19 protein-coding genes are annotated in these 26,490 nt (G+C 45.2%); 2 read left to right on the plus strand and 17 right to left on the minus strand.

What is annotated here, in order from left to right:
- Window positions 1-322: 322 nt before the first annotated feature.
- The 17 genes from DW103_RS09720 to DW103_RS09800 all read right to left on the minus strand — a co-directional run bounded on the left by DW103_RS09720 (window position 323) and on the right by DW103_RS09800 (window position 22,543).
- Window positions 323-1,741: a carbon starvation protein A gene (locus tag DW103_RS09720; RefSeq protein ID WP_122275573.1), complete on the minus strand. Its 1,419-nt coding sequence runs from the start codon at window positions 1,739-1,741 to the stop codon at window positions 323-325.
- Window positions 1,742-2,194 carry a GatB/YqeY domain-containing protein gene (locus DW103_RS09725; protein ID WP_122275575.1) on the minus strand — a complete coding sequence of 151 codons (453 nt, stop codon included), beginning with the start codon at window positions 2,192-2,194 and terminating at the stop codon, window positions 1,742-1,744. It lies immediately after the preceding gene.
- A 21-nt stretch (window positions 2,195-2,215) separates the two neighbouring features.
- Window positions 2,216-3,583 (minus strand): cell division protein FtsZ, encoded by a 1,368-nt coding sequence (ftsZ, locus tag DW103_RS09730; protein ID WP_122275577.1) that lies wholly within the window; start codon window positions 3,581-3,583, stop codon window positions 2,216-2,218.
- 27 nt (window positions 3,584-3,610) lie between these two features.
- Complete coding sequence (gene ftsA, locus DW103_RS09735) at window positions 3,611-4,960, minus strand: cell division protein FtsA (RefSeq protein ID WP_122275579.1); 1,350 nt, start codon at window positions 4,958-4,960, stop codon at window positions 3,611-3,613.
- A 5-nt stretch (window positions 4,961-4,965) separates the two neighbouring features.
- The gene (locus DW103_RS09740; RefSeq protein ID WP_122275581.1) at window positions 4,966-5,694 is read right to left on the minus strand and encodes a cell division protein FtsQ/DivIB; all 729 of its coding nucleotides are present in this window, start codon (window positions 5,692-5,694) and stop codon (window positions 4,966-4,968) included.
- Entirely contained in the window at window positions 5,694-7,079 is a 1,386-nt protein-coding gene (murC, locus tag DW103_RS09745; protein ID WP_122275583.1) for a UDP-N-acetylmuramate--L-alanine ligase, read from the minus strand. The genes DW103_RS09740 and murC overlap by 1 nt, the downstream gene beginning before the upstream one ends.
- Before the next feature lie 152 nt (window positions 7,080-7,231).
- Window positions 7,232-8,344 carry an undecaprenyldiphospho-muramoylpentapeptide beta-N-acetylglucosaminyltransferase gene (gene murG, locus DW103_RS09750; RefSeq protein WP_122275585.1) on the minus strand — a complete coding sequence of 371 codons (1,113 nt, stop codon included), beginning with the start codon at window positions 8,342-8,344 and terminating at the stop codon, window positions 7,232-7,234.
- Between the two features lie 41 nt (window positions 8,345-8,385).
- A complete protein-coding gene (locus tag DW103_RS09755) occupies window positions 8,386-9,696 on the minus strand; it encodes an FtsW/RodA/SpoVE family cell cycle protein (RefSeq protein ID WP_122275587.1) in 1,311 nt (436 codons plus the stop codon).
- Window positions 9,697-9,709: 13 nt separating this feature from the next.
- Window positions 9,710-11,044, minus strand: a complete 1,335-nt coding sequence (gene murD, locus DW103_RS09760) for a UDP-N-acetylmuramoyl-L-alanine--D-glutamate ligase (RefSeq protein WP_122275589.1) — start codon at window positions 11,042-11,044, stop codon at window positions 9,710-9,712.
- A 1-nt stretch (window position 11,045) separates the two neighbouring features.
- Window positions 11,046-12,305 carry a phospho-N-acetylmuramoyl-pentapeptide-transferase gene (gene mraY / locus DW103_RS09765; RefSeq protein WP_122275592.1) on the minus strand — a complete coding sequence of 420 codons (1,260 nt, stop codon included), beginning with the start codon at window positions 12,303-12,305 and terminating at the stop codon, window positions 11,046-11,048.
- 6 nt (window positions 12,306-12,311) lie between these two features.
- Window positions 12,312-13,793, minus strand: a complete 1,482-nt coding sequence (locus DW103_RS09770) for a UDP-N-acetylmuramoyl-L-alanyl-D-glutamate--2,6-diaminopimelate ligase (protein ID WP_122275594.1) — start codon at window positions 13,791-13,793, stop codon at window positions 12,312-12,314.
- Between the two features lie 20 nt (window positions 13,794-13,813).
- Window positions 13,814-15,991, minus strand: a complete 2,178-nt coding sequence (locus tag DW103_RS09775; protein ID WP_122275596.1) for a penicillin-binding protein — start codon at window positions 15,989-15,991, stop codon at window positions 13,814-13,816.
- 2 nt (window positions 15,992-15,993) lie between these two features.
- Window positions 15,994-16,335, minus strand: coding sequence for an FtsL-like putative cell division protein (locus DW103_RS09780; protein WP_122275598.1), 342 nt, complete (start codon window positions 16,333-16,335; stop codon window positions 15,994-15,996).
- 24 nt (window positions 16,336-16,359) lie between these two features.
- Entirely contained in the window at window positions 16,360-17,292 is a 933-nt protein-coding gene (gene rsmH / locus DW103_RS09785; protein ID WP_122275600.1) for a 16S rRNA (cytosine(1402)-N(4))-methyltransferase RsmH, read from the minus strand.
- A 379-nt stretch (window positions 17,293-17,671) separates the two neighbouring features.
- Entirely contained in the window at window positions 17,672-20,875 is a 3,204-nt protein-coding gene (locus tag DW103_RS09790; RefSeq protein WP_122275602.1) for a DUF6383 domain-containing protein, read from the minus strand.
- A gap of 344 nt (window positions 20,876-21,219) precedes the next feature.
- Window positions 21,220-21,405: a hypothetical protein gene (locus DW103_RS09795; RefSeq protein ID WP_122275604.1), complete on the minus strand. Its 186-nt coding sequence runs from the start codon at window positions 21,403-21,405 to the stop codon at window positions 21,220-21,222.
- Window positions 21,406-21,589: 184 nt separating this feature from the next.
- Window positions 21,590-22,543 (minus strand): Rpn family recombination-promoting nuclease/putative transposase, encoded by a 954-nt coding sequence (locus DW103_RS09800; protein WP_122275606.1) that lies wholly within the window; start codon window positions 22,541-22,543, stop codon window positions 21,590-21,592.
- A 475-nt stretch (window positions 22,544-23,018) separates the two neighbouring features.
- Here DW103_RS09800 and DW103_RS09805 point away from each other — a divergent pair, with 475 nt between their 5' ends.
- Both DW103_RS09805 and DW103_RS09810 read left to right on the plus strand, forming a co-directional pair.
- On the plus strand, window positions 23,019-24,002 hold the full coding sequence (locus DW103_RS09805; protein ID WP_122275608.1) for a GSCFA domain-containing protein: 984 nt from the start codon (window positions 23,019-23,021) through the stop codon (window positions 24,000-24,002).
- A 12-nt stretch (window positions 24,003-24,014) separates the two neighbouring features.
- Window positions 24,015-26,480 (plus strand): bifunctional UDP-N-acetylmuramoyl-tripeptide:D-alanyl-D-alanine ligase/alanine racemase, encoded by a 2,466-nt coding sequence (locus DW103_RS09810; protein ID WP_122275610.1) that lies wholly within the window; start codon window positions 24,015-24,017, stop codon window positions 26,478-26,480.
- Window positions 26,481-26,490 lie beyond the last annotated feature (10 nt).

Consider the following 26,490-nt stretch of genomic DNA (forward strand, 5'->3'; position numbering starts at 1 on the left):
GCACTTTCAGACCTTTTTGAATAGTTCTTTCAGGACTCTTTTTGAAGGGAAAAAAAGCCCTTTTACGGGTATTCGGAGAAAAAGAGGAAGGAAATAGCATCCGAATGTTAAGAAAACTGATATTTTTCTATTAGTCAGGGGGAAGAAAAAAGATGCAATAGCTCCCTGAAAATTCGTGAGCACTTATTGAAAATTCATGAAAACGAAAAGAGGTTTATAGGATACCGCCCCTATAAACCCCTTATTATCAATATATTTACAACCACAAAAGCATCTTCTTCATTTTAAAATACTTATGGCATTATTGGCACTTTTGACACTTTCATCCCATCTTTTCCACCTTCCGTTTCCAGATGAGAAAAAGGAAAAAGACTACAACCGTGATGCCACAACCTATAAGTTGCGAAATACCGGTAGCCATTCCCAAACCTTCCGGCGCGACAAACAAATAGGTAGAACAGACAGCCGTCATAAACAAAGCAGGCAGCAAGGTGACAAGATATAATTTCTTCGCTTGCACCAGATAAACGGTCAACGCCCAAAGGGTAAAGACAGCCAAAGTCTGGTTGCTCCAGGCAAAATAACGCCAAATCATATCGAACCCGTCCTTGTCCTTCTGGCTGTACAGCAGCAGGCCGATGGCAATCAAGAAGAGAGGGATACTAATCATCAGCCGTTTGGAAATACTACGTTGCTCCAGATGAAGGAAATCAGCCACAATCAGACGGGCAGAACGAAAAGCGGTATCACCGGAAGTAATCGGGGCAGCAATAACACCCAAGATAGCTAAAATACCTCCGACAGTCCCCAACCATTCTTTGGTAATACTATCCACTACCACAGCGGCATTGTTCTCTCCCATTCCGTTGTTATGATAAAAATAAGTAGCGGCAGCCGCCCATATAAGAGCAACAATTCCTTCTGTAATCATGGAACCGAAAAAGACAGGACGCCCGTATTTCTCATTGACAAGACAACGCGCCATCAAGGGGCTTTGCGTGGCATGGAAACCGGAAATAGCACCACAGGCGATACTGACAAACATAATCGGAAAGATAGGCAGTTTACCCGGATATGTGTTCGGCATACCGTCGGTTATCTCCGGTAGCGGAGGGTGGTTGATAAACAACATAACCAAAATGCCGATAGCCATAAACAGCAAAGCGGCGGCAAACAGCGGATAAACTTTCCCGATAATCTTATCGACAGGCAACAAGGTTGCCAGGATATAATAAAGGAATACGACAATAATCCAGAATGTGGCATCCAGATGTTCAGGTGTCAGTTTTGCCAGCAAACCGGCAGGCCCAGCTACAAAAACCGCACCGACCAATATCATCAAAAGAACGGTAAAGGCACGCATAAACTGTTTGAAGTTCGAACCGAGATAACGGCCGATTATCTCCGGCAAGCTCTCCCCACGATGCCTCAAGGACAGCATACCGGACAAGTAATCGTGTACCGCCCCAGCAAAAATACTTCCCAAAACAATCCAGAGGAAAGAAGCCGTACCGAACTTCGCCCCCATGATAGCCCCGAATATCGGTCCTAACCCTGCAATATTGAGGAACTGTATCATAAAGACTTTCCAGGTGGGCATCGGGATATAATCCACTCCATCCTGGTTCGCAAAAGCAGGAGTCTGCCGGGCCGGGTCGATACCGAACATCCGTTCAATGAATTTGCCGTAAACAAAATAGCCGGCTACAAGTGCTATCAGGCAACAAATAAATGTAATCATTTATTGATTCAATAACTTCTTTACCATATCTGAAATCATACGACCTTCGGCTTTGCCGGCCAACGCCTTGGAAGCAGCCCCCATTACTTTTCCCATATCCTTGGGACCTGCCGCACCCACCTGGGCGATAATAGCTTTCAGTTCGACTTCCAATTCTTCGGCTGTCATTTGTTTTGGCAGATAAGTTTCGATTACGGCAACCTGGGCCAATTCGGCATCTGCCAAATCCTGACGTCCTTGCTGGATATAGATGCCGGCAGAGTCTTTGCCCTGCTTTACGAGTTTTTGCATAATCTTCAACGCATCGGCATCCGTCAATGTATCGTTAGCCCCCGGAGCGGTCTTTGCTTCGAGGAAAAACTTCTTTACGTTTCTCAATGTTTCGAGGGCAACTTTATCTTTTGCCTTCATCGCGTTTTTAATGTCTTCGCTGACTCTTTCAAACAAATCCATATCGATATATCTTTTAAATAATTATCGGAAACTTATGACCGGCTTGCCACCCGTATCCGGCTTCTTCTCGTCTGGTTTCGGAGCGGAAGCGAAAGTAGCCGGGCCACTGGCTACCGGCGTCTCTTCCGTAGCCATTTTCGAACGGGCACGGACAATTATCTTCGGGTCGCGGTTGTAAGTCGGATTATCCTCTATGAGGGCAATCAACGCATCATCATCCAGTTCGTCCTGTGTGAGCACCACTGCTTTTGCACGAGCGGACACACGGCGCATACGTTGTCCGGAAGCACCGTAATATTTGTCTATCAGTTCTTTCTCTCCCCGTTCCTTTTTCAGCCGTTCTTCTTCGATGCGAAGTTCTTCCTCCGTCATACGGGCAGACTCGGCGTGACGCTTGTCGGCTATCTGCGGAATGTCTTCCATGCCGAAACCGGTAGCCAGGATGGTCATCTTCACCTTTGGCCCGAGAGAGTTGTCGATGGCCGTACCCCAGATTACTTCGATGTCGCGACCGAAGCGGGACATAAAGTCGTGCACATCGTTCATTTCCTCCATACGGAGTTCGGCTTCCTCGCTGAAGGAAACATTGAATAATATCTTCTTGGCATTAAACACGTCGTTGTTGTTCAGCAACGGAGAGTTCAAGGCATCTTCTATCGATTGGCGGACACGCCCTTCGCCTTCACCGAAGCCGTTGCTCATCAAGGCAACACCCCCATCCTTCATCGTGGTATTCACATCGGCAAAGTCCAGGTTGATAATACCCGGCAAGGTAATAATCTCGGCAATACTCTTGGCAGCAATCGTCAACGTATCATCCGCTTTACCGAAAGCATTGGTCATGGTCAAGTCGGAATAGATTTCACGCAGGCGTTCGTTGTTGATGACAAGTAAGGCATCCACATCCTTACTAATCTCTTCCACACCGTTCAGGGCTTGGATAATCTTGCGTTCACCTTCGAATACAAACGGGATGGTCACGATGCCGACGGTCAGGATACCCATATCCTTCGCGATACGGGCAATAACAGGAGCCGCTCCCGTACCGGTTCCTCCCCCCATTCCGGCGGTAATAAACACCATTTTGGTGCCGTCACTCAGCATCTTGCGAATATCTTCCACACTTTCCTCGGCTGCCATCATCGCACGTTCAGGCTTGTTTCCGGCGCCTAACCCCTGGGTTATGTTTCGTCCCAGCGGAACCTTGACAGGAACATCGGAACGGTTCAATGCCTGATTATCTGTATTACACAGTACGAATGTAACATCGTGAATACCTTCCTTATACATGTGGGTAACCGCGTTACCGCCACCGCCTCCTACACCGATTACTTTTATAATCTTCGGCGTATCTGTCGGATAATTGAAACTTAATATTGTATCGTCCATAGTGTTCCGTTTTTTACATTCGCTGATTTACTTACCTGTATTATCCTCATCGTCGAAAAGCGTCTTGCCGAAATTATCGATGCCTTTGCTCAGGCGGTCAAACAATCCCGGTCCCTTTTTCTTTTCCGGTTTCTTCTTCGGAGGTTCGGGAGCCTTTTTAGGTTCTTCCTTCGGAGCTTCCTCCACCTTCTGCTCAAACTTCGGTTCGGGTGATTTCGGAGGAATATATGCGCAGTTTTCCGTTCCCTTCATCAGAAGACCTACAGCCACGGCATACTGCGGATTATTCGCTACCATCTCGCCATTCTCTACAATTCCTTTCCGGACAGTAGAATAGCGCACATCCATCTTCAACCTGTCGCGTATCACGTCGGGCAAGTTCTTCAGGGCAGCTCCACCGCCTGTTATCACAATGCCGGCGCCTAAGGCATTCATCAGTCCGGTTGCTTCCAAGCGGGAATATACGTTTTCAAGGATTTCTTTGATACGGGCTTCGACTACGTTGTTGAGGTCGGCCAGCTTTATCTCACGCAACCCCAGACCATCGGCGGAACTGACCTGGATAGTCATTTCATTGTCACGGTCCATCATGGCACTGCCATAAGTCAACTTCACCCGTTCCGCCTCGGCTTCCACCAGATGCAAATCGGTAATATCGCGGGTAATCAGATTGCCGCCGAAAGGAATGACGGAAAGGTTCACCAGATTGCCCCCCTTATAAACAGTCAGGGTCGTAACCCCACCGCCGAAGCCTATCAGGGCACATCCCAAGTCCTTTTCATTCTCTGTCAGCACCACATCGGCAAGCGCCAGCGGTGAAACGATAATATCGGCAATTTCAATCTTCGCGCGGTCGGCAATGCTGTTCGTCACATACCGTCTCAAGGAAGGCCGCCCCACCAACAGCTTATAACGCGCCTCTATGCGGCTGCAAGGAATCCCGACCGGTGACGGTTCAGGTTTATCGTCCAGGAAATAAACGGGAGAAACAGCCCCCAGCACATCCAGCATATCCGGATGGTATTCGGTACATTCCTTATAGAGAGACTGGATAATATCCTCCGTCACAACCCCTTCGGCACCCAATATCTTCGGCACCGTATGGTCGATAGTACGAAGAGACTGGCCACCGATACCGACATACACTTTTCCTATTTTAGCCCCATGCAACTTCGTCTCCAGCTTTTGTATCAGACGTTTAATCTTAAAAGCCGTCCCTTCCACGTTATATACACAACCTCTTCGTATACAAGTTTCAGAGTTCTCAACTTCGTAGGCGATAATGGAAAGAGCGCCCGAAGGCCCTTTCGTCCCTACCATGCCGACCATGTGAGAAGAGCCAAGGTCGATGGCTGCTATAAAGTCTGTGTATGCCATATTCTCTATCTTTTAGTACAAACTATCTGATTCTTATATTTTAAACTAATTATACTGTACTTTTCCCATCCGACTTTGGGTATAGCCTTTTCGTAGAAGAGCCGCAAATTATCCAGTTTCTCCTCGAAATCGGCAAAAGTACCGAGCACAATCCGATGATTTCCAACCCGGGGGATAAGCTCCACTTCGCTATCCGGATGAACATATATTTGTTCTATCTGGTTGTTCCAGAAATCATTCTCCTGCAAAAATAATGCAAATTTGTATAAGTCGGTTACCGCCAGCTCTTTTTCCACATATCCGCTGACGACAGGGACATAGGCTGCGTAACGCCGGCTGACCGGCATCGTACTGCCGAGATTATCCACATAATAATTGCCATTCGGACTAATGATACGCAAGATAGGTATTTTTTGTTCCACTTCAAGCTTAATCATGCCGGAAGGAGTTTTATAGGCTTCCACCCGGGCAATCATCTCATTCTTTATCAGTTCCGCCTCTATCTTGTCTGTGTTTATCTCGTCCATCGGCTTCTTAAGCGGGTCGAGGCCGGCATTCTTGAGCATATACACTAAATCGTATTCACTGACAAAATGTTTATCCAGACTGTCTACCACCACCACCTGAAGGTCACGGCAAGGTTCGCTTCCCCTCATTTCGCGGAAGAAAAAGGAGACAAACACGATGTAACAAAACAACAGTGTTGCGACTATTATGGATACGATACGAAGCACTATTTCTTATTTTCTAATATTTGTTTTACAGGTTCCACCAAGAGTTCGATATTTCCCGCCCCCAGCATCAGCACGACTTCCAGTTTATCCGCTTCGGAAGCTACCAGGTCGAGCAATTCCTCTTTGCGTATCAACTTCTTTGCGGGAAGAGTAGCGGCATTAAAGATGATTTCGGAGGTGATACCGGGAATAGGTTCCTCCCGCGCAGGATAGATATCCAGCAGGATTAACTCGTCAAGCAAAGAGAGGCTGGCGGCAAAATCGGCGGCGAAGTCACGGGTACGCGTGTAAAGATGAGGTTGGAAGATACCCGTCACCTTACGTCCGGCATACAACTCTTTCACGGAAAGAATGCTCGCCTTCACTTCAGCCGGATGATGGGCATAATCGTCTATCAACACGATATTCTCTTTCTTGAGATGGAAATCGAAACGGCGTTTCGGACCGGCAAAAGTAGCCATTCCCCGCTTGATTTCCTCCGGAGTCAGCCCATTCAGCCAGGCAAGGGCGATAGCGGCCACTCCATTCTCTATATTCACTTTTACAGGAACTCCCAACCGGATGTCAGGGATACGGATACCCGGTCCTACGAAGTCGAAGTATATTTCTCCATTCCCTACACGAATATGTTCCGCATGAAAATCTCCCCCGTCGGCAGCCGAATAGGTATAGAATTTCACACCCTGCTGTAAACGAGGCGTAACCCGGATACCCTTTTTCATAATCAGGCAACCGTCCGGACGTATCAGTGAGGTGAAATGCTCGAAACTCTCCCGGTAGGCTTCCGGAGTCCCGTAAATATCCAGATGGTCCGGGTCGGCGGCTGTAATCACAGCCATATACGGAGTCAGCCAGTGGAAGGAGCGGTCGAACTCGTCGGCCTCTATCACCGTTAAATCACTGGTATCGGATAGCATCAGGTTGCTGTCGTAATTCTTGAGGATACCTCCCAGAAAGGCATTGCAATCCACATGCGATTGTTTCAGCAAATGGGCAATCATGGAGGAAGTGGTGGTCTTGCCATGTGTTCCGGCCACACAAAGCCCGCGTGTACAGTTGGTAATCTCTCCCAATACACGGGCACGCTTCATCACCTCGAAACCGTTTCCACGGAAATAGGATAGTTCCGAATGCGACTCCGGGACAGCCGGGGTGTATACCACCAATGTCTTGGCCGGGTCGGTAAAATCTTCGGGGATTAAATCGACATTATCTTCATAATGGATGTCGGCTCCTTCATAGTTCAACTGTTCGGTCAAACCGGTCGGGGTCTTATCGTATCCGGCCACTTTTTTCCCTTTTGAAAGGAAATAACGTATCAGGGCACTCATCCCGATACCGCCGGCGCCTACGAAATATACAGCCGTTATTTTGTTTATATCCATATCTTATTCTCTTTCTTTCTTCGCTATTTCCCACAAAGATAATAGCATTGTGTCTCTTTCCGTACCCTATAGGGTAAAAATTATACCCTATAAAGTAAATTCAACTACCCTATAAGGCGGATGCGCGTACCCTATTGGGTAAAAAACATCGCCTACAGCGTTTCCTTGTTTATAATCTTTACTATCTCGTCGACGATGCGTTCGGCACTTTGGTGCTGAGCCAGTTTTTCGATGTTGCGACTCAACGTGCGGAGGCGTTCGTCGTCGTGTATCACTTCCAACGCTTCGGGGACAAGTTGCTGCTCGGCCTCTTTGTCGGCTACCATGATGGCAGCATCCTTATTCGCCAAAGCCAAGGCATTCTTGGTCTGGTGGTCTTCAGCCACATTGGGAGAAGGGACCAGGATAACCGGTTTCTTCAGCAAACAAAGTTCCGAGATGGAGCTTGCACCGGCACGAGAAATAATCAGGTCGGCTGCAGAATAAGCATAATCCATGCGGGTGATAAAATCCGAACACCAGACGGAGATGCCCCGGTAAGCTTTCAGGTGCTTCAAAGCTTCTTCCTGATAATAGCGTCCAGTCTGCCAGATAACTTGTACATCCGATGCGAACAGCTTATCCAAACTGCCCTGAATACTCCGGTTGATGGTTCGTGCTCCCAAACTTCCACCTACAACGAGAATTGTTTTCTTTTCAGGTGAAAGGCCGAAAAACTTCAAAGCCTCTTCACGCTTGCCTTGTGCTTCTTCCAAGTCTTTCCGAACCGGATTTCCGGTTACGACGATGCGGTCGGCAGGGAAGAATTTCTCCATTCCATCATAAGCTACGCATATTTTACAGGCTTTCTTTGCCAAGAGTTTATTCGTCACACCGGCATAGGAGTTTTGCTCCTGTATCAACGTGGGGATACCCAAAGAAGCAGCCATCCACAAAGTGGGACCGCTGGCATAACCACCTACCCCGACTGCTATATCCGGCCGGAACTCGCGGATTGTCTTTTTGGCAAGCCCCAGGCTTTTTATCAAACGACGAAGCACGCGGATATTATTCAGCAAATGAGCACGGTCGAAACCACTCACCGGCAAACCCACAATCCGGTAACCGGCTGCCGGCACTTTTTCCATCTCCATGCGGTCTTCCGCTCCGACAAACAGAATTTCCGCATCCGGGAAACGGCTCCTGAATGTGTTGGCGATGGAGATAGCCGGGAAAATATGCCCTCCGGTTCCTCCGCCGCTTATGATGATACGATACTGTTTCATAATCTTTCTATTAGCAGACAAGGATAAACCTTGCCTCTATGTTATGTTGTTGTTTCTTCTTTTTCCAATGACACGACAGCTTCCAACGGATTAGTTTCCGTCCGGCTATCCATCTCGACCGGACTCGCGGCCGTTGCTTCTCCGGAAGATACGGCTTCATCTTCCGTGGATTGTTCTTCTTCCTCTTCCTCATTGCCCATTCCGGCACCAAAACGGCTTACGCTCAAGATAATGCCGAAATAGATACAGGAAATAACGGTCGATGTACCGCCACGGCTGACTAAAGGCATCGGTTGTCCGGTGACCGGTATCAGGTTGACAGCAACCGCCATATTCGCCAATGCCTGCACTACGACCAACAAGCCGCATCCCAACACGAGGAACTTGGGGAAGGGTTTTTCGCACCTCCGGGCTATCATCCCGACTCGTACAAGGAGCATAATATAAAGCAAGAGAACAAATATACCTCCTACAATACCCAGTTCCTCGATAATAATTGCATAAATAAAGTCGGAATAGGCTTGCGGCAAGAAGTCGCGTTGTTGCCCGTGACCGGGTAATCGTCCGAAAATACCACCGCGGGCAATGGCTATCTTGGCATGAGATACCTGGTAATTATCGTCTGTTATCTTATAGACGCCATTCTCGTCCAAGTCGTCTTCATGCGATTCCGAAAAGCGTTCCAGACGGGCCTGCCAAGTAGAGAAACGGTCCGGCAGATACTGGGTCACACCGGCCGGCATGAACTTCAGCAAGGCAAGAAAGAGTATCATTGCCAGTACCAGCACTCCGGCCAGACGGGCCAGCTTCTTTATCGGCAATTGTCCGATAAACATCATCAGGAAGCAGACGCCGAACAGCATGAAAGCTGTGGAGAAATTCTCCGGCAAAATCAACACGCAGGTCGTACCCACTCCTATCAGTATGTATTTGAAAATCTGGTTCTCCGTGAACTTTCCCCGCTTACTGAGCAGAAAAGCGATAAAGACAATCGAGGCAAGCTTCGCAAACTCCGAGGGCTGAAACTGTATTCCGAATATCTCCAGCCAGCGATGTGCATCATTGGCATTGACTCCCACGAAGGGGGTCGCCAACAACATCAGCACCGAAACGGGGAGCAGAAGTATGAATACAGGGAAAAACCGGCACGGGATATTATGCAATAACAACACCAGCACGAAGCCTCCGAGCAGGAAGGTGGCATGGCGGACGATAGGAGCCCAGTGGTTGGCATTCTTATAAGCAATCGTACTGGTTGCACTAAAGACCTCCACCACCGAAATCAGGCACAGGAACATAAATATAATCCAGATTACCCGGTCGCCTTTAAAGAGTTTACTCGCTAAATCCATCCTTTATTCTTTGTTACAAGTTACGAACACAAGCCTTGAACTGGTCGCCACGGTCCTCGTAGCTCTTGAACAAGTCGAAGCTGGCACAACAGGGCGACAACAATACGGTATCTCCCTTTTGAGCCAGTTTATAGGCTTTCGATACACATTCTTCCATGGAACGGGCATCTTCTATTACCGGCACTTTCCCATCGAAAAATGCGTGCAACTTATCATTGTCCACTCCCAGGAAAATCAGGGCGCGTACTTTATTCTTCACCAGTTCTTCTATTTCGGAATAATCGTTTCCTTTGTCTGTTCCGCCTAAAATCAACACCAATTTGGTAGTCATGCTCTGCAAGGCATACCAGCAGGAGTTTACGTTCGTCGCCTTCGAATCGTTGATATAATCCACACCTCTAACCCGGGCAACCTTTTCCAGCCGGTGTTCCACGCCGGTAAAGTCGCTCAACGATTCCCGTATCTTCTCGTCCTGGATATCGACAACTTTCGATGCGATACCGGAAGCAAGGGAATTATACAGATTATGAGTTCCCGTCAAAGCCAATAAATCTTGTTCCATTGTAAACGTTCCGTTTGAAGTTTCAATTATAATCATCTTATCTTTCGTATAACCTCTAACACCTTCAGCATACGCTTCGGCGAAAGGATAAAGAGTTGCCGCAGGATGGCGTTTAGCTATCTCGCGGGCAATTATCGGGTCATCATTCCAGAAGATGAACGCATCTTCCGGTGTCTGATTTTGGATGATGCGGAATTTAGCATCCACATAGTTTTGCATTTCATAATTATAACGGTCCAGATGGTCGGGCGTTATATTCAATAAAACCGCGATGTCCGCTTTGAAATCATACATATTGTCGAGCTGAAAACTACTCAGTTCGATGACATAGACAGCATGCGGGTCTTCAGCCACCTGAAGGGCCAGACTGTTCCCCACATTCCCTGCCAAACCTACATCCACACCCGCTTGACGGAGGATATGGTAGGTCAGCATCGTAGTGGTCGTTTTACCGTTGCTTCCGGTGATACATATCATTTTAGAGTCGGTATAACGTCCGGCAAACTCAATTTCGGAGATGATATGCGTCCCTTTCTCTTTCAGTTTCTTTATAATCGGAGCCTTGTCGGGGATACCCGGGCTTTTGATGATTTCGTCGGCATTCAGAATGTCGGCTTCGGTATGCCGGTTCTCCTCCCAAGGAATACCATGGGCATCCAGCATCGCCTTATACTTAGGTTTGACAGACGAAAAGTCGGAGACGAATACGTCGAACCCTTTCGCCTTTGCCAGAACGGCAGCACCTGCCCCGCTCTCGCCTGCCCCTAATACAACAATTCTTTTCATTTTATCTCATCTTCAATGTTACAATCGTTATTACTGCCAGGATAATGCCTATCAACCAGAAACGGACTACAATCTTCGACTCCGGAACTACGTTGAAAGGTTTCTGTATCAAAGCCTGTATTCCCGCATTGCCCTGTTTCTGGAAATGGTGATGAAGTGGCGCCATCTTAAAGATACGCCGTCCTTCGCCATATTTCTTCTTCGTATATTTAAAATAGAAAGTCTGCATGATGACGGAAAGATTTTCCACCAAAAAGATACCGCAAAGGATTGGGATTAACAATTCCTTCCGGATAATAATGGCGAAAACGGCTATCACCCCTCCCAACATCAGGCTTCCGGTATCACCCATAAACACTTGTGCCGGATAAGAGTTGTACCAAAGGAAACCGACCGTTGCCCCGATAAAGGCGGCGGCAAAAACCACCAACTCTTCCGCCCCCGGAATAAACATGATGTTCAGGAACGAGGCAAACTCGAAGTGGGCCGACATATAAGCCAGAATACCCAACGCGACTCCGATAATAGCCGAACTTCCCGCAGCCAGCCCGTCCAGTCCGTCCGTCAGGTTTGCTCCGTTGGAAACGGCTGTAACGACAAAGATAGTCATCAGTACAAAGACCAGCCAGGCAGCTTCTTCCTTGTACTTCCCGGCCCAACTTACCAACTGCGCATAATCGAAGTTGTTGTTCTTGACAAACGGGATAGTCGTCTTGGTCGATTTCTTTTCGACCGTATGGAAACGGACTTCTTCTATCACATTATCATGGCGTACTTCCATATTCTCTTTAATCACAACATCCGGACTCATAAACAGTACCAGACCGACAATCAAGCCAAGCCCAAGCTGTCCGACAATCTTGAAACGGCCATGCATACCCTCTTTATTCTTCCGGAACACTTTAATATAATCGTCGGCAAATCCGAGAGCGCCTAGCCAAACTGTCGTTATAATCATCAGTATCACATAAATGTTGTTCAGCCGGGCACAAAGCAAGGTCGGAACCAATATAGCGATAATAATGATAATTCCTCCCATCGTAGGAGTTCCTTTCTTACTCATTTGTCCTTCCAGCCCCAGGTTGCGCACGGTTTCACCGATTTGCAGGAGTTGCAGCTTATCGATGATGCGGCGGCCGATGGCGGTGGAAATAAATAAAGACAGAATCAGCGCAAGAGCGGAACGGAACGATACGTACTTAAACATACCGGCACCCGGAAAGTCGAACTGATCCAAATAATTAAACAAATAATACAGCATGTCGTTTTATGGTTGTTGTGTTGCAAATATTTCCTGTAACTTCTCCCGGTCGTCGAAATGATGTTTCACCCCTTTCACGTCCTGATAATCCTCGTGTCCTTTACCGGCTACCAAAATCACATCGCCTTTCTTAGCCAGCATCGTGGCAGTCTTAATCGCCTGTGTACGGTCGGTGATGCAAAGCGTATGCTCCATATCGGAAGCGTTCAGGCCGGCTACCATATCTTTGATAATTTCGTCCGGTTCCTCAAAACGGGGGTTATCGGAGGTCAATATCAACTGGTCGCTCAGTTTGGAAGCCTCTTTCGCCATGATGGGACGTTTGCCTTTATCACGGTTTCCGCCACAGCCCACCACTGTAATGACACGTCCATTGCCGTCCAGCACTTCATGGATACTGTTCAACACATTTATCAGGGCATCCGGTGTATGGGCATAATCCACGATAGCCGTATAGCCCAAGGGAGATTGTACGGTTTGGAAACGACCGGAGACAGAGTGCAGGTCGCTCAATGCCACCAGAACCTCTTCCGGTTCCTTTCCCAACGAAACGGCTGCACCGTAGACGGCAAGCAGATTGTAGGCATTGAAACGGCCGACGAAGCGTGTCATGACCTCCCGTCCGTTAATCATCATATCGGTTCCCTCGAAATGGGATTCTAATATCTTTCCTTTGAAGTCGGCTAATGTGCGCAATGAATAGGTCAACTTTTTAGCCGCCGTATTCTGCAACATCACCAAGCCTGATTTATCATCTGCATTCGTCAAGGCAAAAGCGGATGCGGACAGGTCGTCGAAGAATTTCTTCTTCGCCTTCAAATAGTTCTCTACTGTTTTATGATAGTCCAGATGGTCGCGGGTCAGATTCGTAAAAATACCACCGGCAAAAGAGAGACCGCTGATACGTTTCTGGTCGATAGCATGGGAACTTACTTCCATAAAAGCATATTCGCATCCGGCTTCTACCATACGGGCCATCAGGCTATGGAGTGTAATCGGGTCGGGAGTGGTATGGTCGGTCGGGATTGCTTCGCCGTCTATATAATTGCAGACAGTGGAGAGCAAGCCTGCCTTATGGCCCATCTTACGGAACATATCGTAAAGCAAGGTGGCAACAGTTGTCTTCCCGTTCGTACCGGTTACCCCCACAAGGATAAGATTATCGGAAGGATTTTCATACCAGGTTGAGAGTACTTTCCCTAATGCTTCCGCCGAGTCTTTCACCCGGATGAAACAGATGTTCCTTTCGGAAGAAACGGCTGTTCCATCCGAAGGGAACGGAAGTTCCTCGCAAAGAATAGCAACAGCACCTTTGTCGATGGCTCCCGGGATATAAGCATGACCGTCTACCACTGTTCCCCTGACAGCGACAAACAAACATCCCGCTTCCACTTTGCGGGAGTCGGATTGGATGGCCGCAACCTCAATGGTTGTGTCGCCCACAACCTCCAGCACATCCAACGAACGTATCAGTTCCTTTAGTTCCATATCTACTCAACCTTTCTTTATCATTTTAATGTCAACGCTACGGTTTGTCCCTTCGAGACGCGTGTACCGGCCGAAACAGACTGCGAAGACACGCGCCCCATACCATTCAACGAGGCACGCAATCCGGCACTTTCCAGCAGGAAGACGGCATCTTTTGCTCCCATGCCCACAACGTTCGGAACCAGCCCTTCGCGAATCGTAATATCTTTCAGTTTAATTTCGTCACTTTCTTCTTCTCGCTTTGCGGATACCCATTTCGTACTGATGCTATCAGTAACTACATTTATATCCAGTTTGTCCAGTACATTTTCGAGTGCTTCCCAATCTCCCGATTTGGGCTGCGGGAACTTCACCGCCAAAGAGTCAGGCTCCATCTTGCGAATATCGAATATCATATGACTGGCATATATTTTTTCCGCTATGGCCTTTACCACGCCACCGGACATCGTACCCCCCGAAGGATAACCGATACGGGGCTGGCGGATAACCACAATACAGGAGTATTTCGGTTCGTCGGCAGGAAAATAACCGCAGAAAGCGACCTGGTGACCGCTGGTGCGATACACACCGCCCGTAGCAATCTGTGCCGTACCGGTCTTTCCGGCGATAGAAATAATATCGGAATGGACTGCTTTGCCCGTCCCCTTCTCCACAACGCCGAGTAACATATCTTTAATGATGGCCAATGTTTTCTCCGAACAGATAGAAGGCTTTATCACTTCCGTCGAAAAGCTCTGCACCGTCTTCCCATTGCGCATAATCTCCTTGGTGAACATAGGGCGAACCATCTTTCCGTTGTTGGCTATCGCATTGAAGAATGCAAGCGTATAGATAGGCGGTATCTGCGTTTCATAGCCGAAAGACATCCAAGGCAAGGCCGTCTTCGACCAATAATGAACCGTATCATTCGGCATACGTATCTTAGCACGACCGGCTCCGGGTATTTCCAAACGCAAATCGGCATTCATTCCGATACGGTACAAGCCTTCGACAAATTTAGTCGGGTTCTTTTCGTATCCTTTCAGGATAGTCTTGGCCACTCCGATATTGGAAGAATACCAGATAGCCTGTTCCACGGAAATGCGTCCGTAGCCGCCTTTGTTATTGTTGTGGTCCGTCATACGGGCTCCTTTATACATGTAAATACCATTCCCAACATCTACGGTATCGCCGGGCTGGCAAAGGCCATCCTCGAGGGCAACCATGATGGAAGCGACCTTAAAGGTCGAACCCGGTTCCGTCTCATCGGCAACTGCATGGTTTTTGGTTTCGGCATATACACCTTCACGGATACGTGCCATATTGGTTATCGCTTTCACTTCACCGGTTGCGACCTCCATTACTACAGCTGTTCCGGAATTGGCATCAATCTTCTTCAGCATATCGACCAAAGACTTCTCCGTAATATCCTGCATATTGATGTCGATTGTAGTACGGACGTCCATACCGTCCACCGGCTCAACTTCCACCACATTCGTCCAGCCGCCACCTACCCGGCGAACGGAACTAAGACCGGCCTCGCCACGCAGTAAGCTATCGTATTGCAACTCCAGTCCGTTCTTCCCTTTGGTCAGACCGGTTGTCAGGTCTATTTCACCATAAATATCACCGATTGTACGGGAAGCCAGCGAACCGAAGGGTTTCTGGCGCTGTACCATTTCACGTGTGTAGAATCCGCTCTTATTGCGGTTCAAGCGCAGAAAAGGATACTTTCTTATTTCTTTCAGGTCCGAATAGGAGATGCGACCCTCATACAAAGGATACTGGCGGTTGCTCTTTTTCATGTTCAGACCGCGCAGCAAATAAGCTTTATAGCCTGCCGTTGTCCGGTTCCTAAATTTACGAGACAGGTAAAAGGCCAAGGAATCCACCCCATTCTGTTTGGAATAGAGGAAAGAGTCACGATTTAACCCCTGTGCCTGAAAATCGATATAAGTATAATAGCGTGGCACGCTGGTAGCCATCAATTTCCCGTCGGACGAATAGATATTCCCCCGCCCGGGCAAAACCAAATGATTGGGACGCTTCTGACTTTCGGCGACCTTTTCCCATTTGTCCTTTTCCACAAAAGCCGTATCGAAAGCCCGCAGCACGATGCCTATTGCCACCAATCCCAGCAACAGGACAACAAGAAAGTAGCAGAGAAGTACTCTGTTACTTTTGGGGGTAAGCTCATTCTGTTCGATTTCTTCAGCCATATTTATTTATATAATTCATACGGCGGATTTTTGGCCGCTTCAAGTTCGATACCTTGTTCCTCAATCAATAACTCGATTTGCGACTGGCGGCTGTTTCCCGTCAGTTCCGACGATATGGACAACGCTTCGAAACGAACATCACGCAATCTTTGTTGTAAACGATCGATTTCACGCAGTTTTTGCATACAGGTATAACGGTTCCCGATAAAGAAAAACACCAACACCACGACGAGTACAATCATCTTGGTATGCCGGACGATGAAATCCTCTTTCAGGATACCACCTCCAAGAATGTACAAAAGAGAAAGACGTCTCTCCTTTTTCTTTTTCTTTCGTTGTTCCATATTCAAAACCTCCGCCTATACAAATTATTCGTTTTCCATTGTCAGTTTCTCCGCAATACGCAACTTTGCACTCCGCGAACGCGGGTTACGTTCGATTTCATCTTCCGAGGGTGTAATGACCTTATTATTGACCAAGCGGAACGGTGATTTCACATTTCCATAAAAATCCTGCTCCATTTTACCCTCGAAGTTTCCGGTCTTCAGAAAGTTCTTCACCAAACGGTCCTCCAGTGAATGATACGTAATCACAACCAGACGTCCACCGGGCTTAAGCACCTGCAAAGTCTGTTGCAGCATTTCCTTCAGGGCACGCATCTCGTCATTCACCTCGATACGAAGGGCCTGGAATACCTGGGCCAGAAATTTCTTCTCCTTATCTTTACCCGTAAAGGGTTTCAATATTTCCAAAAAGTCGCCAATCGTTTCTATCCTTTTCGCCTCCCGGCTACGTACCAACATGGAAGCAAGCTTTCGCGAAACCTTCAGTTCGCCATAAAGATAGAACAAATCGGCCAACTGCTCTTCCGTGTATGTGTTAAGAACATCCGCAGCCGTCTGTCCCGCCCGGGTATTCATACGCATATCCAGCGCACCGTCAAAACGAAATGAAAAGCCGCGCTCCTTATCATCAAAATGATGGGAAGATACGCCTAAGTCCGCCAACAGGCCATCGACCTCACCGGCAACTCCATGATAACGCATGAAATTATAAAGATAACGGAAATTACTACGGACAAAGACAAAACGGGGGTCAGCCGGGATATTATTCTCTGCATCGGCGTCCTGATCAAATCCATAAAGCTCTCCCTCGCTATCCAACCGGCTCAGTATTTCCCGGGAATGCCCTCCACCGCCGAAGGTAACGTCGACATACACACCTGAGGGCTGAATGTTCATACCTTCCAAACTTTCACGAAGCATTACCGGCACATGATAGCAGATTTCTTTCTCTTCCATTCCTCGCTATTATGTTAAACTTTTCCTTAAAATAAGGCATTGTAGTTGACTGATTAGCACACACATCGCCCTATCCGATGGTAAAAGTACACATTTCCTAATTTAACCGCCAAGAAATATAAGAGAAAAGTAACAAAAAGTTTTCAACAGGTCCGGATTTTAGCTTTATTTTAGTCCTATCCGCCTCATATTATTCGCATATTCGGGCAAATCCCGACTTCTGTTTCAAATATCGTATTCTTCAGGAGATAATTAGGTGCTCCTTTATAAACACAAAAAGCCCTCCCGGTAAAATAGATTACCGGAAAGGCCTATTTGTTTACCGCCTTCCTTTCTCGCGAAAGGAAGTGCAGTTGATTATTTAATTATCAATGTCTATTTATTTAACCATAGCTTTTACAGCAGCTTCGCCTTCAACAGCTACAGCAACAACACCTGTTACAGGTACAGCAATTGTAGCATTGTCGGAAGAGATAACTGTGTTAACAACAACACGGCCTAACATATCGCTTACAACAACTTTCTTACCTGCCGCGTTTGCAATTGTTACCTGACCTTCACCGGCAAGAACAGAAACTTCAGAAGTTGCAATTTCTTCGTTATCTGTAGCCAATTCATCGTCAAGTTTATTTTCTACGTTGAAGATAAGAGCACCGTCACCACCAGTCTTAGCATTGTTGAATTCAGAATTTTTATTTGTCAATACAATGCAACCATTCTGCATCTTAATCCAAGCAGCGTGTTCCGGTTGAATATCCTTACCACCATCATAAGTATTAGACTCAATCAGGAACTGATTAGCTTCACCTTCTTTTGCTACAGTTGCAGCAGCGTCCGGATCCGTGTAACGGAATGACCAAGTATAATTCTTGTGGTCATCACCCTTCAAGCTCTTAATGTATGTACCATCGATACCTGCATCTTTGTAAGCTTTAATGATTTCGTCGACATTCAGTTTTTCAACATCCATCTTTTCATAACCATTTGTCAAGAATATCATGTCATCATTCTGACGGATAGCTTTAACAAAACCTACGCGAGTATAACCATTAGCAACATCCACATACGGAAGAACTTCGTCCTTACCAGCATACTTAGTTACTGAGTCTGCAAAGCTTACCAAATATTTAGCTACTGTATATCCAGCTTTACCCGGGGTAGCGTGGATACATTCTTTGGCATCAGTTGTCTCTTTGCCATCCGGTGTCATGTGCTTGTGATTTTCATTTTTAGCATCACAAGGAATTGTATCAACAGCAGCCACTTCATGACGGTCAACAGAAATCAAATATTGCGGTTTAATGTAACCCAGACCACGTTTTACCCAAGCAGTATCAATACGGAATGCCAAGCCTGTAGCTTTGTTTTCCGACCAGATACCTAAGTAATCAACGCCATCATTCTGCCATTTCTGGTTGTTTTCGTCCATCAGATACTCACCACGTCTTGATTCATAGAAACGTAAGCTATCAGGTCCGTCGGATACATTTTCTTCCAAAGCCGGGTTATTGAAACGACGATACAAAGGAGCATCATCAATTTCCACTGTAAATGCAGAAGTACGGCTTTCAGTCATAACCTGAGCTTTCAGATACTTATTGTTTTCATCTACACCAACCTTACGCAACAAATCCGGTTCAACAGCATAAGCTGTATCAATCAAAGCATAGTATTTAACGCCTTCTACATTATTATTAGCTTTATAGAAGAACTTAGCCATATCCTCAACATTTTCAGAAATAGCATATCTGTTTTCAGCAGCTTCAACCACATATTTATTAGCGGCTTTAGATTTCATTGTATAAGCCTGACGATAAAGTTTTGTCAAACCGGAAACATTACCGGTATAACCATATTCAGCAATATCTCCAACAGCAGCGATTACATAATTATCTTTAGCGCCAATGTAAATAATCGAGTCATTTGTCTTTGAAGCACCCATATACAGGTCTTTATCAGCAAAAGAAGTCCAATATTTCAGCTTATAAGTCTGAACTCTCATTGAATCCTTATCCAATAATCTATAGCCCAGATATTTGTCTTTCATAATTGCAGCAGAAGCAGCTTCAAATGCTTTACCTGCACCAACTTCTACTTTTACAGTAGCACCTAAAATAGTAGCATCAGCATTATCTAAGAACTGAATATTCAATGTTTCTTTTGCAAATTCACGGTTAGTAATTTTATTAGCAGTACCGTTCTTTTCAACTACCCACTGGAATGCAGGCATATCCCAAGGTTCAACGTTATCTTCACGAGAAACCCAAACCATTGTAGAATCACCATGGATAGGAACAGCCAAATACTGGCCTTCAGTATTACGGATTAAATACAAACCTTCAGCAATTGCTGTTTTGTGTGAAGGAGGAAGAGCTGTACAAGAACCGATACCGAAGTTGATTTCAACTTCTTTCTTATCGTAGATTGTTACAACACGAATGTCATCAGCAGCATACAAATCCTGAACTGTTACGTAGTTTTTATATTCGCTACCGACTTTACCCGTATTATCAATTACAACCGGAGCAGGAGTATTCGTATTAAATACACCATCAGCATTACCCATAGTACTCTGTTTTACTTGGATAACCAAACTGTCTTTTGACGGCCAGTATCTGAACAGGAACTTAGATTGATCATTCAAAGCAGCTTTCAAAGAGTCAGCGATACTCTTACCACCCATCTTATCAGCAGTAGCTTTGATTGTATTAAATCGCAGGAACTTTTCTCCATTTGTATTAAGATAAGCTGTATCTACATATACATAAGAGCTATCTTTTGTCAAGATACGAACAAACTTTTCATCACCAGTCTGCGCTACCGTATCAGCCAAGAAATAATCATCCGTAAAGTAGTTCGTCTGTGATATCTTATTCTTATTAGGAGTGAATGCCAACTTAACGCCGTCTGTATCATCTTCCAACATTCCCAACATTGAATTAATCTGTTTTGCAGATAATGTCATTTCGTTGGCATAAACCAAAGAAAATGCTAATGCGCCCGAATAATCATTATCATAAGTAGATTCATACTTTTGCAATTTAACAGCATAATTTACACCATCCAAAGCCTGATCACCTTTAACAAAAGCAACCACAGAATCAGTATCAAAATAATAATACATAGGTTTTTCAGTTGCAAGTGTACCCAAGTTATTTGAGAACGCCCAACCTGTAATATCACCATCAACAGCGACTTCCAGATTGTCAGTTTTTCCGCCGGCAACTACATCTTTCAAATAATCAGAAGAAATGTTCAATTCCTGAGAAGTAGCTTTGTTTGTAAATTTATACTTTACAGCCTGTCCCTGGTTGTATTTCTCAACTGTAACACACCACAAAGTGTTCAAAAACAAATCTCCTTGTGCATTTGCAGCCGGAACTAATTTCAAACTGTCATTCTCAATAGCCAAATAGTCAGTAATGTCAGATGTAGGATCACCAACAGCTATCTGCACAAGACCATTGTCTTCTGTCAGACTCAATGAAGGTACTGCATCCGCAGTAACATTAGCAGCATTAGCTGAGAATGAACTAACGGCCAGCAGGGCGCTAGCCAAAAGCGTAGAAAACTTTTTGTTCATAATCTAAAAATTTAATATTAATACTAAAGTGTAATAAGTTCTATTCTAATATCCGTACGTTTCTCTACATAAAATCACAAAATTATACGTACGTTTTTTCTCGTCAACAAAAGTAAGCATTAGTTTTAAACCCGCAATCCTTTTTTCTTAATTTTTTCATTCTTCTATATGCTTTCTTATCAATTGAATAGCTTGTCATGTACGAAAAACCCCTTTTCATAGACGAACTATCCGGAACGATAAAACAAAAATCAACAAAACCGGCAGCTCATCCTTTCGGATAATCGGTTATCCCATATTTTTATTTCAACAAACATCCCTTAAGAAGTCTACATCGTTTCCCCTTAAAGACAATTTTTAATGTACGCGTACATTAATATACATCCTAATAAATACTCCTTCTTATCGACTCCGAAGAAGGTTCTTGCATAAATGAAGCCGTCCGCTCTCATAGCTACCTTTACTCCTTCAGTTCCCAAAAAAAAGTCGTTATCTCCTATTCGTTTCACGTTCGTTGTTTTTACGTTCATCGAACGTATTTTTTGCGTTCAGCGTTCGAATTTTTTGCGTTCAGCGAACGTGAAACGGAAAACCACTCTTTACAAAAATATATAAACAAAATAGCAGCGGTCATAAAACTACCACTGCTATTCGATATATTATAAAAAGGAATCTACAAAACTGTGATTACATCGTCACTTAAACCCTGACAATTCATAAATCCTTTTGTATAGCCGCAATTGTATCCGCATCCAGTTTCGTACAATTCATAATGGTGGCGATATCCAGTCCATTCTTCGTCATATTACGAACTATCTCACGTATCGCTTCCGTTTTACCTTCGGCTAATCCTTCAGCTTTACCTTCGGCCAATCCTTCAGCTTTACCTTCGGCCAATCCTTCAGCTTTCCCTTCGGCCAATCCTTCGGCTTTCCCCTCGGCAACTCCATCCTTATAACCTTTCTCGATGGCATAATCCCAAGTGTTCTTATTATCACGATAAACCTTCAAGCATTCCTCGTATTCCTGACGCTCTTTCTTGTTGAGATTGACTATCTTAGCGAGCTTCTCCAACCTCTCGAACAAGGCTTTCTGCCCTTTAAAGGGCAATGTTTCCAAATTTTCCATATACTTTAATGTATAAAGCCAATAATCCAATCCATTAACACATGCTGACTCCTCCTTTTCAAAGTAGGGCATCTCTATATAGATTTGACGCATCAGGTTACTAACCTGACACCCCGTTTCACGGTCCGAAAAGACGATGTCGGTTCGGACCTTATCCGTTTTGCCTGATTTGAAATTCAGGAAAAATATACCGTACACAGGACAAAAACGGAACTTCCATTCCTCGCCTTTTTTATCCTGGTCACAAATCATACGACAAAGATAATATAAACCACGTTCATAAAAATGAGATTGGGAGGCATTTTGAACTTCTACGATAAAATAACTGCCGTCCTGGTCTTTACATCTCAAATCGAAGACGGCCATACGGCTATCCGGACATTCGCCGGGCATCTCGACATTCAGATACGATAACTCTGTGATGATATGTTCACCTTCGAACAGGTCATTCAGCAAATCGATTAGGAGTTCTTTACTGTCTTCACGACCGAAGATGATTTTAAAGCCACGGTCCACAAAGGGATTGATAAATGTTGCCATAGTTTTATGGTTTTAGTTGGTTGTTCATCCAACAGCGGATGATGCCCCAAAAGTAAACATCTATTTTGTATTTCAAGCTCTTTTTACTTTTTATTTTCAGTATGCGTTCTTTTGTGCCTGTTTTAATTAAAATTCAAGCATTTATTCTCTTTGTTCTTCCTGATATTATCTAAACTCTGTAAAGACGTAAACAAAAAGCTCCGGCAGTCAAATTCGCACGATTATCAAAATGTCATTAGTAAGGCAACTAAATGGGATTAGTATGGCGGGTAAAATAAATTACCCGCGCATGTAACCCTTTTTAACATATCAATACGACAGTGAAATACCCAAATGGAGAGCATCCTGTCAGATACTCAATACGCTTCATTGACCGATATTATCACTAAAGGAATGTTTCATTTGTATTATTTGAAGGATTTGCATAATATTGCATTTCGGACAGTGAAACAAATTTTATCCGGAAACAAACAATATGGAACTACATACACATATCTCCATTCCAAAAGTACCGTTTCCCTTTTCTTACCGGGAACAGACATTGCTCTTAGGTTCCTGCTTTGCGGAAAATATCGGGAAAAAACTGGAGGAAAATAAATTCAAGATAGATATCAATCCTTTCGGGACACTCTACAACCCGGCATCCATAGCCCAAGCAATCCGGGTACTGTTGTCTCCGAAAGGATTTACCGGAGAAGATTTGTTCCGTCATAAGGAGATGTATCATAGCTTTTCGCATCACAGCCGTTTTTCGTCTCTTTCGGAAACCGAATGTTTGAACAATATCAACAACCGGTTATTCTATTCGGCATCAACCGTCAGGGAAGCCGGAAGAATGATTGTGACATTCGGGACAGCTTGGGTGTATAAACTGAAAAGTAATGGACAAATTGTAGCGAACTGCCATAAACTTCCGGAAAAAATGTTCGAGAGGGAAATGCTCTCCGTTCAGGATATAACAGAAGACTGGAAACAGGTATTACGCTCGTTATGGGAACAAAATCCGGAGCTCAAACTACTGTTCACCGTAAGCCCCATCCGCCATTGGAAAGATGGTGCACACGGAAACCAGCTGAGTAAAGCGACCTTGCTGCTCGCCATCGAAGAGCTGCAAAAGGAATTCCCAAAACAAATATTCTATTTCCCCGCTTATGAGATTATGATGGACGAACTCAGAGACTACCGTTTTTACGCGGACGACATGCTACATCCTTCCGCTTTGGCAGTGGAATATATCTGGCAACGCTTTACGGAAAGCATGTTATCGGACGAATCAAAAGGAATTCTTAAAGAATGGGGAGAGATACAAAAGGCTCTTAATCATAAACCATTTCAACCGGAAAGTGAGGCTTATAAGCAATTCATCTCGCAAACTTTGTTAAAGATAGAGCGACTTAACGAGAAATTCCCTTACTTTGATAATACAAACGAAACAGAAATACTGAAAAAGAAGTTCTAAACAAAATAAAGAATGGAATACGCAATTAAATCTATCGCCGGAATTATCGGGGCTAACGCGAGTAAGTTGCATGACGCCAAGATAAGCATTCTGCTTACCGATAGCCGTCGTCTTTCTTTCCCGGAGCAAAGTCTATTCTTTGCTCTTCAGACTAAAATGAACGACGGGCACAATTATATACAGGAATTATATAAACTCCGCGTACGGAATTTCGTGGTAAACAAAGTATTACCGGAATTTTCGTCCATGCCGGATGCAAACTTCCTGGTCGTGAAAGACACACTGAAAGCTTTACAGAAATTAGCGGCTGCACATCGTAAACGCTTCAACATCCCGGTTATCGGCATCACCGGCAGCAATGGGAAAACGATTGTAAAAGAATTTCTTTACCAGCTGCTGCACAACGAATTCAATATTGTTCGTTCACCACGCAGTTACAACTCGCAAATCGGTGTGCCGTTATCTGTATGGCAGATGAGCGAGAAGAACACATTAGGCATTTTCGAAGCAGGTATTTCCCTTCCGGACGAGATGGAACGTTTGCAACCGATTATTGCACCGACCATCGGTATTATCACGAATATCGGTGAGGCTCATCAGGAAAATTTCGTTTCATCCACACAGAAATGCCTTGAGAAACTGACATTATTCAACGACTGCGAAGCTATCATATACGACGGTGACGATGCTTTTATTTCCAATTGCATCGAATCAGCCTGCCTGTCCCACAAAGCTATTACTTGGAGCCGGACGGACTCGGAAGCTCCACTCTATATCGCATCGATTGAAAAGAAAGAATCCTACACAGTCATACATTGTACCCTGTTGGGACTTGAACAGACTTATACTATCCCGTTCACAGATGATGCCTCTATTGAAAATGTCATCCACTGCATGGCTCTTATGCTGTACCTGAAACCTACAAGTGTTAACGATGCGGGAAAATTCAAACGGCTGGAACCTGTGGCCATGCGTCTGGATGTGAAACAGGGCATCAATAACTGCCTGTTGATTAACGATACATATAATTCGGATATAAATTCATTAGATATCGCACTCGACTTCCAACAAAGTCGCCAAGTTGGAAAAGATTTGAAATGTACATTAATACTATCCGATATCCTGCAATCCGGAACTTTACCCAAGTCGCTTTACAAGAGGGTTGCAGATTTGGCACGACGGAAAAAGATTGACCGCGTTATCGGTATCGGTCGCGATTTGAAAGAATACGGTAACGTATTCGAGATGAAAAAAGAGTTTTACCTGACAACCGAAGATTTTATCAAATCGCCGTCATTCAAGAAATTCAAGAACGAACTGATATTGATTAAAGGCTCCCGTCACTTCCATTTTGAACGGATTTCGGAACTGTTGGAAAAGAAAGTACACGAGACAATTCTGGAAGTCAATCTGGACGCAGTTGTTCACAACTTCAACTATTACCGTTCGAAACTGAAACCGGAAACGAAAATGGTTTGTATGGTGAAAGCATTCGGATACGGTGCAGGTTCTTATGAACTGGCCAAGACATTGCAGGAACACCGCTGCGATTATCTGGCCGTTGCCGTTGCCGACGAAGGGGCTGAACTGCGCAAAGAAGGTATTTCCATCCCACTTATCGTCATGAATCCGGAATTCAGCTGTTTCAACGTCTTGTTTGAAAATCAACTGGAACCGGAAGTTTACAGTTTCCGCCTGCTCGATGCCATGATTAAGGAAACAGAACGGAGAGGTATCACCTCTTATCCTATCCATATCAAAATCGACACGGGAATGCACAGGCTGGGATTCCAACCTTCCGACATACCAGCTATTTGTGAAAGACTCAAAGGGCAAAGCGGTGTCATAGTCCGTTCTATCTTCTCCCATTTAGTGGGGAGCGACTCTTCACAATTCGACGACTTTACTAAAAAGCAATTGGACACCTTCGCACAAGCGGCTACCGAACTGGAAATCGGACTGGAATATAAAGTCATCAAGCATATCCTGAATTCGGCGGGTATTGAACGCTTTACTGATTATCAGATGGATATGGTTCGCTTAGGAATTGGCCTGTATGGTATCAGCGCTTCCGGACAAAAAGGTTTGCGTAATGTCAGTACCCTGAAAACGACAATCCTGCAAATACAAAACGTACCGGCAGGCGATTCCATCGGATACAGCCGTATGAGTTATGTGAAACGCGACTCACGCATAGCTATTATCCCCATTGGATATGCCGACGGCTTGGATCGCCATTTCAGCAACGGAGGAGGCGAAGTCTCTATCAACGGACACCGTTGCCCGATTATCGGGAATATCTGCATGGATGCATGCATGATTGATGTTACGGATATTGATGCGCACGAAGGAGATTCGGTTATCATTTTCGGAGAGGAATTGCCCGTCAACGAACTTTCGGACAAGCTAAATACGATTCCGTATGAAATCTTAACCTCTATTTCTCCGAGGGTCAAAAGGGTATATTACAGGGAATAATTGCATATCG

The organism is Parabacteroides sp. AM08-6, assembly GCF_003473295.1.
Taxonomy (GTDB): domain Bacteria; phylum Bacteroidota; class Bacteroidia; order Bacteroidales; family Tannerellaceae; genus Parabacteroides.

Bases quoted from the DNA above. Each gene is read 5' to 3' on its own strand.
- DW103_RS09770 (WP_122275594.1), bottom strand. From the start codon at position 13,793: ATGGAACTAAAGGAACTGATACGTTCGTTGGATGTGCTGGAGGTTGTG.
- DW103_RS09790 (WP_122275602.1), bottom strand. From the start codon at position 20,875: ATGAACAAAAAGTTTTCTACGCTTTTGGCTAGCGCCCTGCTGGCCGTT.
- DW103_RS09775 (WP_122275596.1), bottom strand. From the start codon at position 15,991: ATGGCTGAAGAAATCGAACAGAATGAGCTTACCCCCAAAAGTAACAGA.
- DW103_RS09780 (WP_122275598.1), bottom strand. From the start codon at position 16,335: ATGGAACAACGAAAGAAAAAGAAAAAGGAGAGACGTCTTTCTCTTTTG.
- murD (WP_122275589.1), bottom strand. From the start codon at position 11,044: ATGAAAAGAATTGTTGTATTAGGGGCAGGCGAGAGCGGGGCAGGTGCT.
- DW103_RS09755 (WP_122275587.1), bottom strand. From the start codon at position 9,696: ATGGATTTAGCGAGTAAACTCTTTAAAGGCGACCGGGTAATCTGGATT.
- ftsZ (WP_122275577.1), bottom strand. From the start codon at position 3,583: ATGGACGATACAATATTAAGTTTCAATTATCCGACAGATACGCCGAAG.
- murG (WP_122275585.1), bottom strand. From the start codon at position 8,344: ATGAAACAGTATCGTATCATCATAAGCGGCGGAGGAACCGGAGGGCAT.
- rsmH (WP_122275600.1), bottom strand. From the start codon at position 17,292: ATGGAAGAGAAAGAAATCTGCTATCATGTGCCGGTAATGCTTCGTGAA.
- mraY (WP_122275592.1), bottom strand. From the start codon at position 12,305: ATGCTGTATTATTTGTTTAATTATTTGGATCAGTTCGACTTTCCGGGT.
- DW103_RS09810 (WP_122275610.1), top strand. From the start codon at position 24,015: ATGGAATACGCAATTAAATCTATCGCCGGAATTATCGGGGCTAACGCG.
- DW103_RS09795 (WP_122275604.1), bottom strand. From the start codon at position 21,405: ATGAACGTAAAAACAACGAACGTGAAACGAATAGGAGATAACGACTTT.
- DW103_RS09805 (WP_122275608.1), top strand. From the start codon at position 23,019: ATGGAACTACATACACATATCTCCATTCCAAAAGTACCGTTTCCCTTT.
- DW103_RS09800 (WP_122275606.1), bottom strand. From the start codon at position 22,543: ATGGCAACATTTATCAATCCCTTTGTGGACCGTGGCTTTAAAATCATC.
- DW103_RS09720 (WP_122275573.1), bottom strand. From the start codon at position 1,741: ATGATTACATTTATTTGTTGCCTGATAGCACTTGTAGCCGGCTATTTT.
- murC (WP_122275583.1), bottom strand. From the start codon at position 7,079: ATGGATATAAACAAAATAACGGCTGTATATTTCGTAGGCGCCGGCGGT.
- ftsA (WP_122275579.1), bottom strand. From the start codon at position 4,960: ATGGCATACACAGACTTTATAGCAGCCATCGACCTTGGCTCTTCTCAC.
- DW103_RS09725 (WP_122275575.1), bottom strand. From the start codon at position 2,194: ATGGATTTGTTTGAAAGAGTCAGCGAAGACATTAAAAACGCGATGAAG.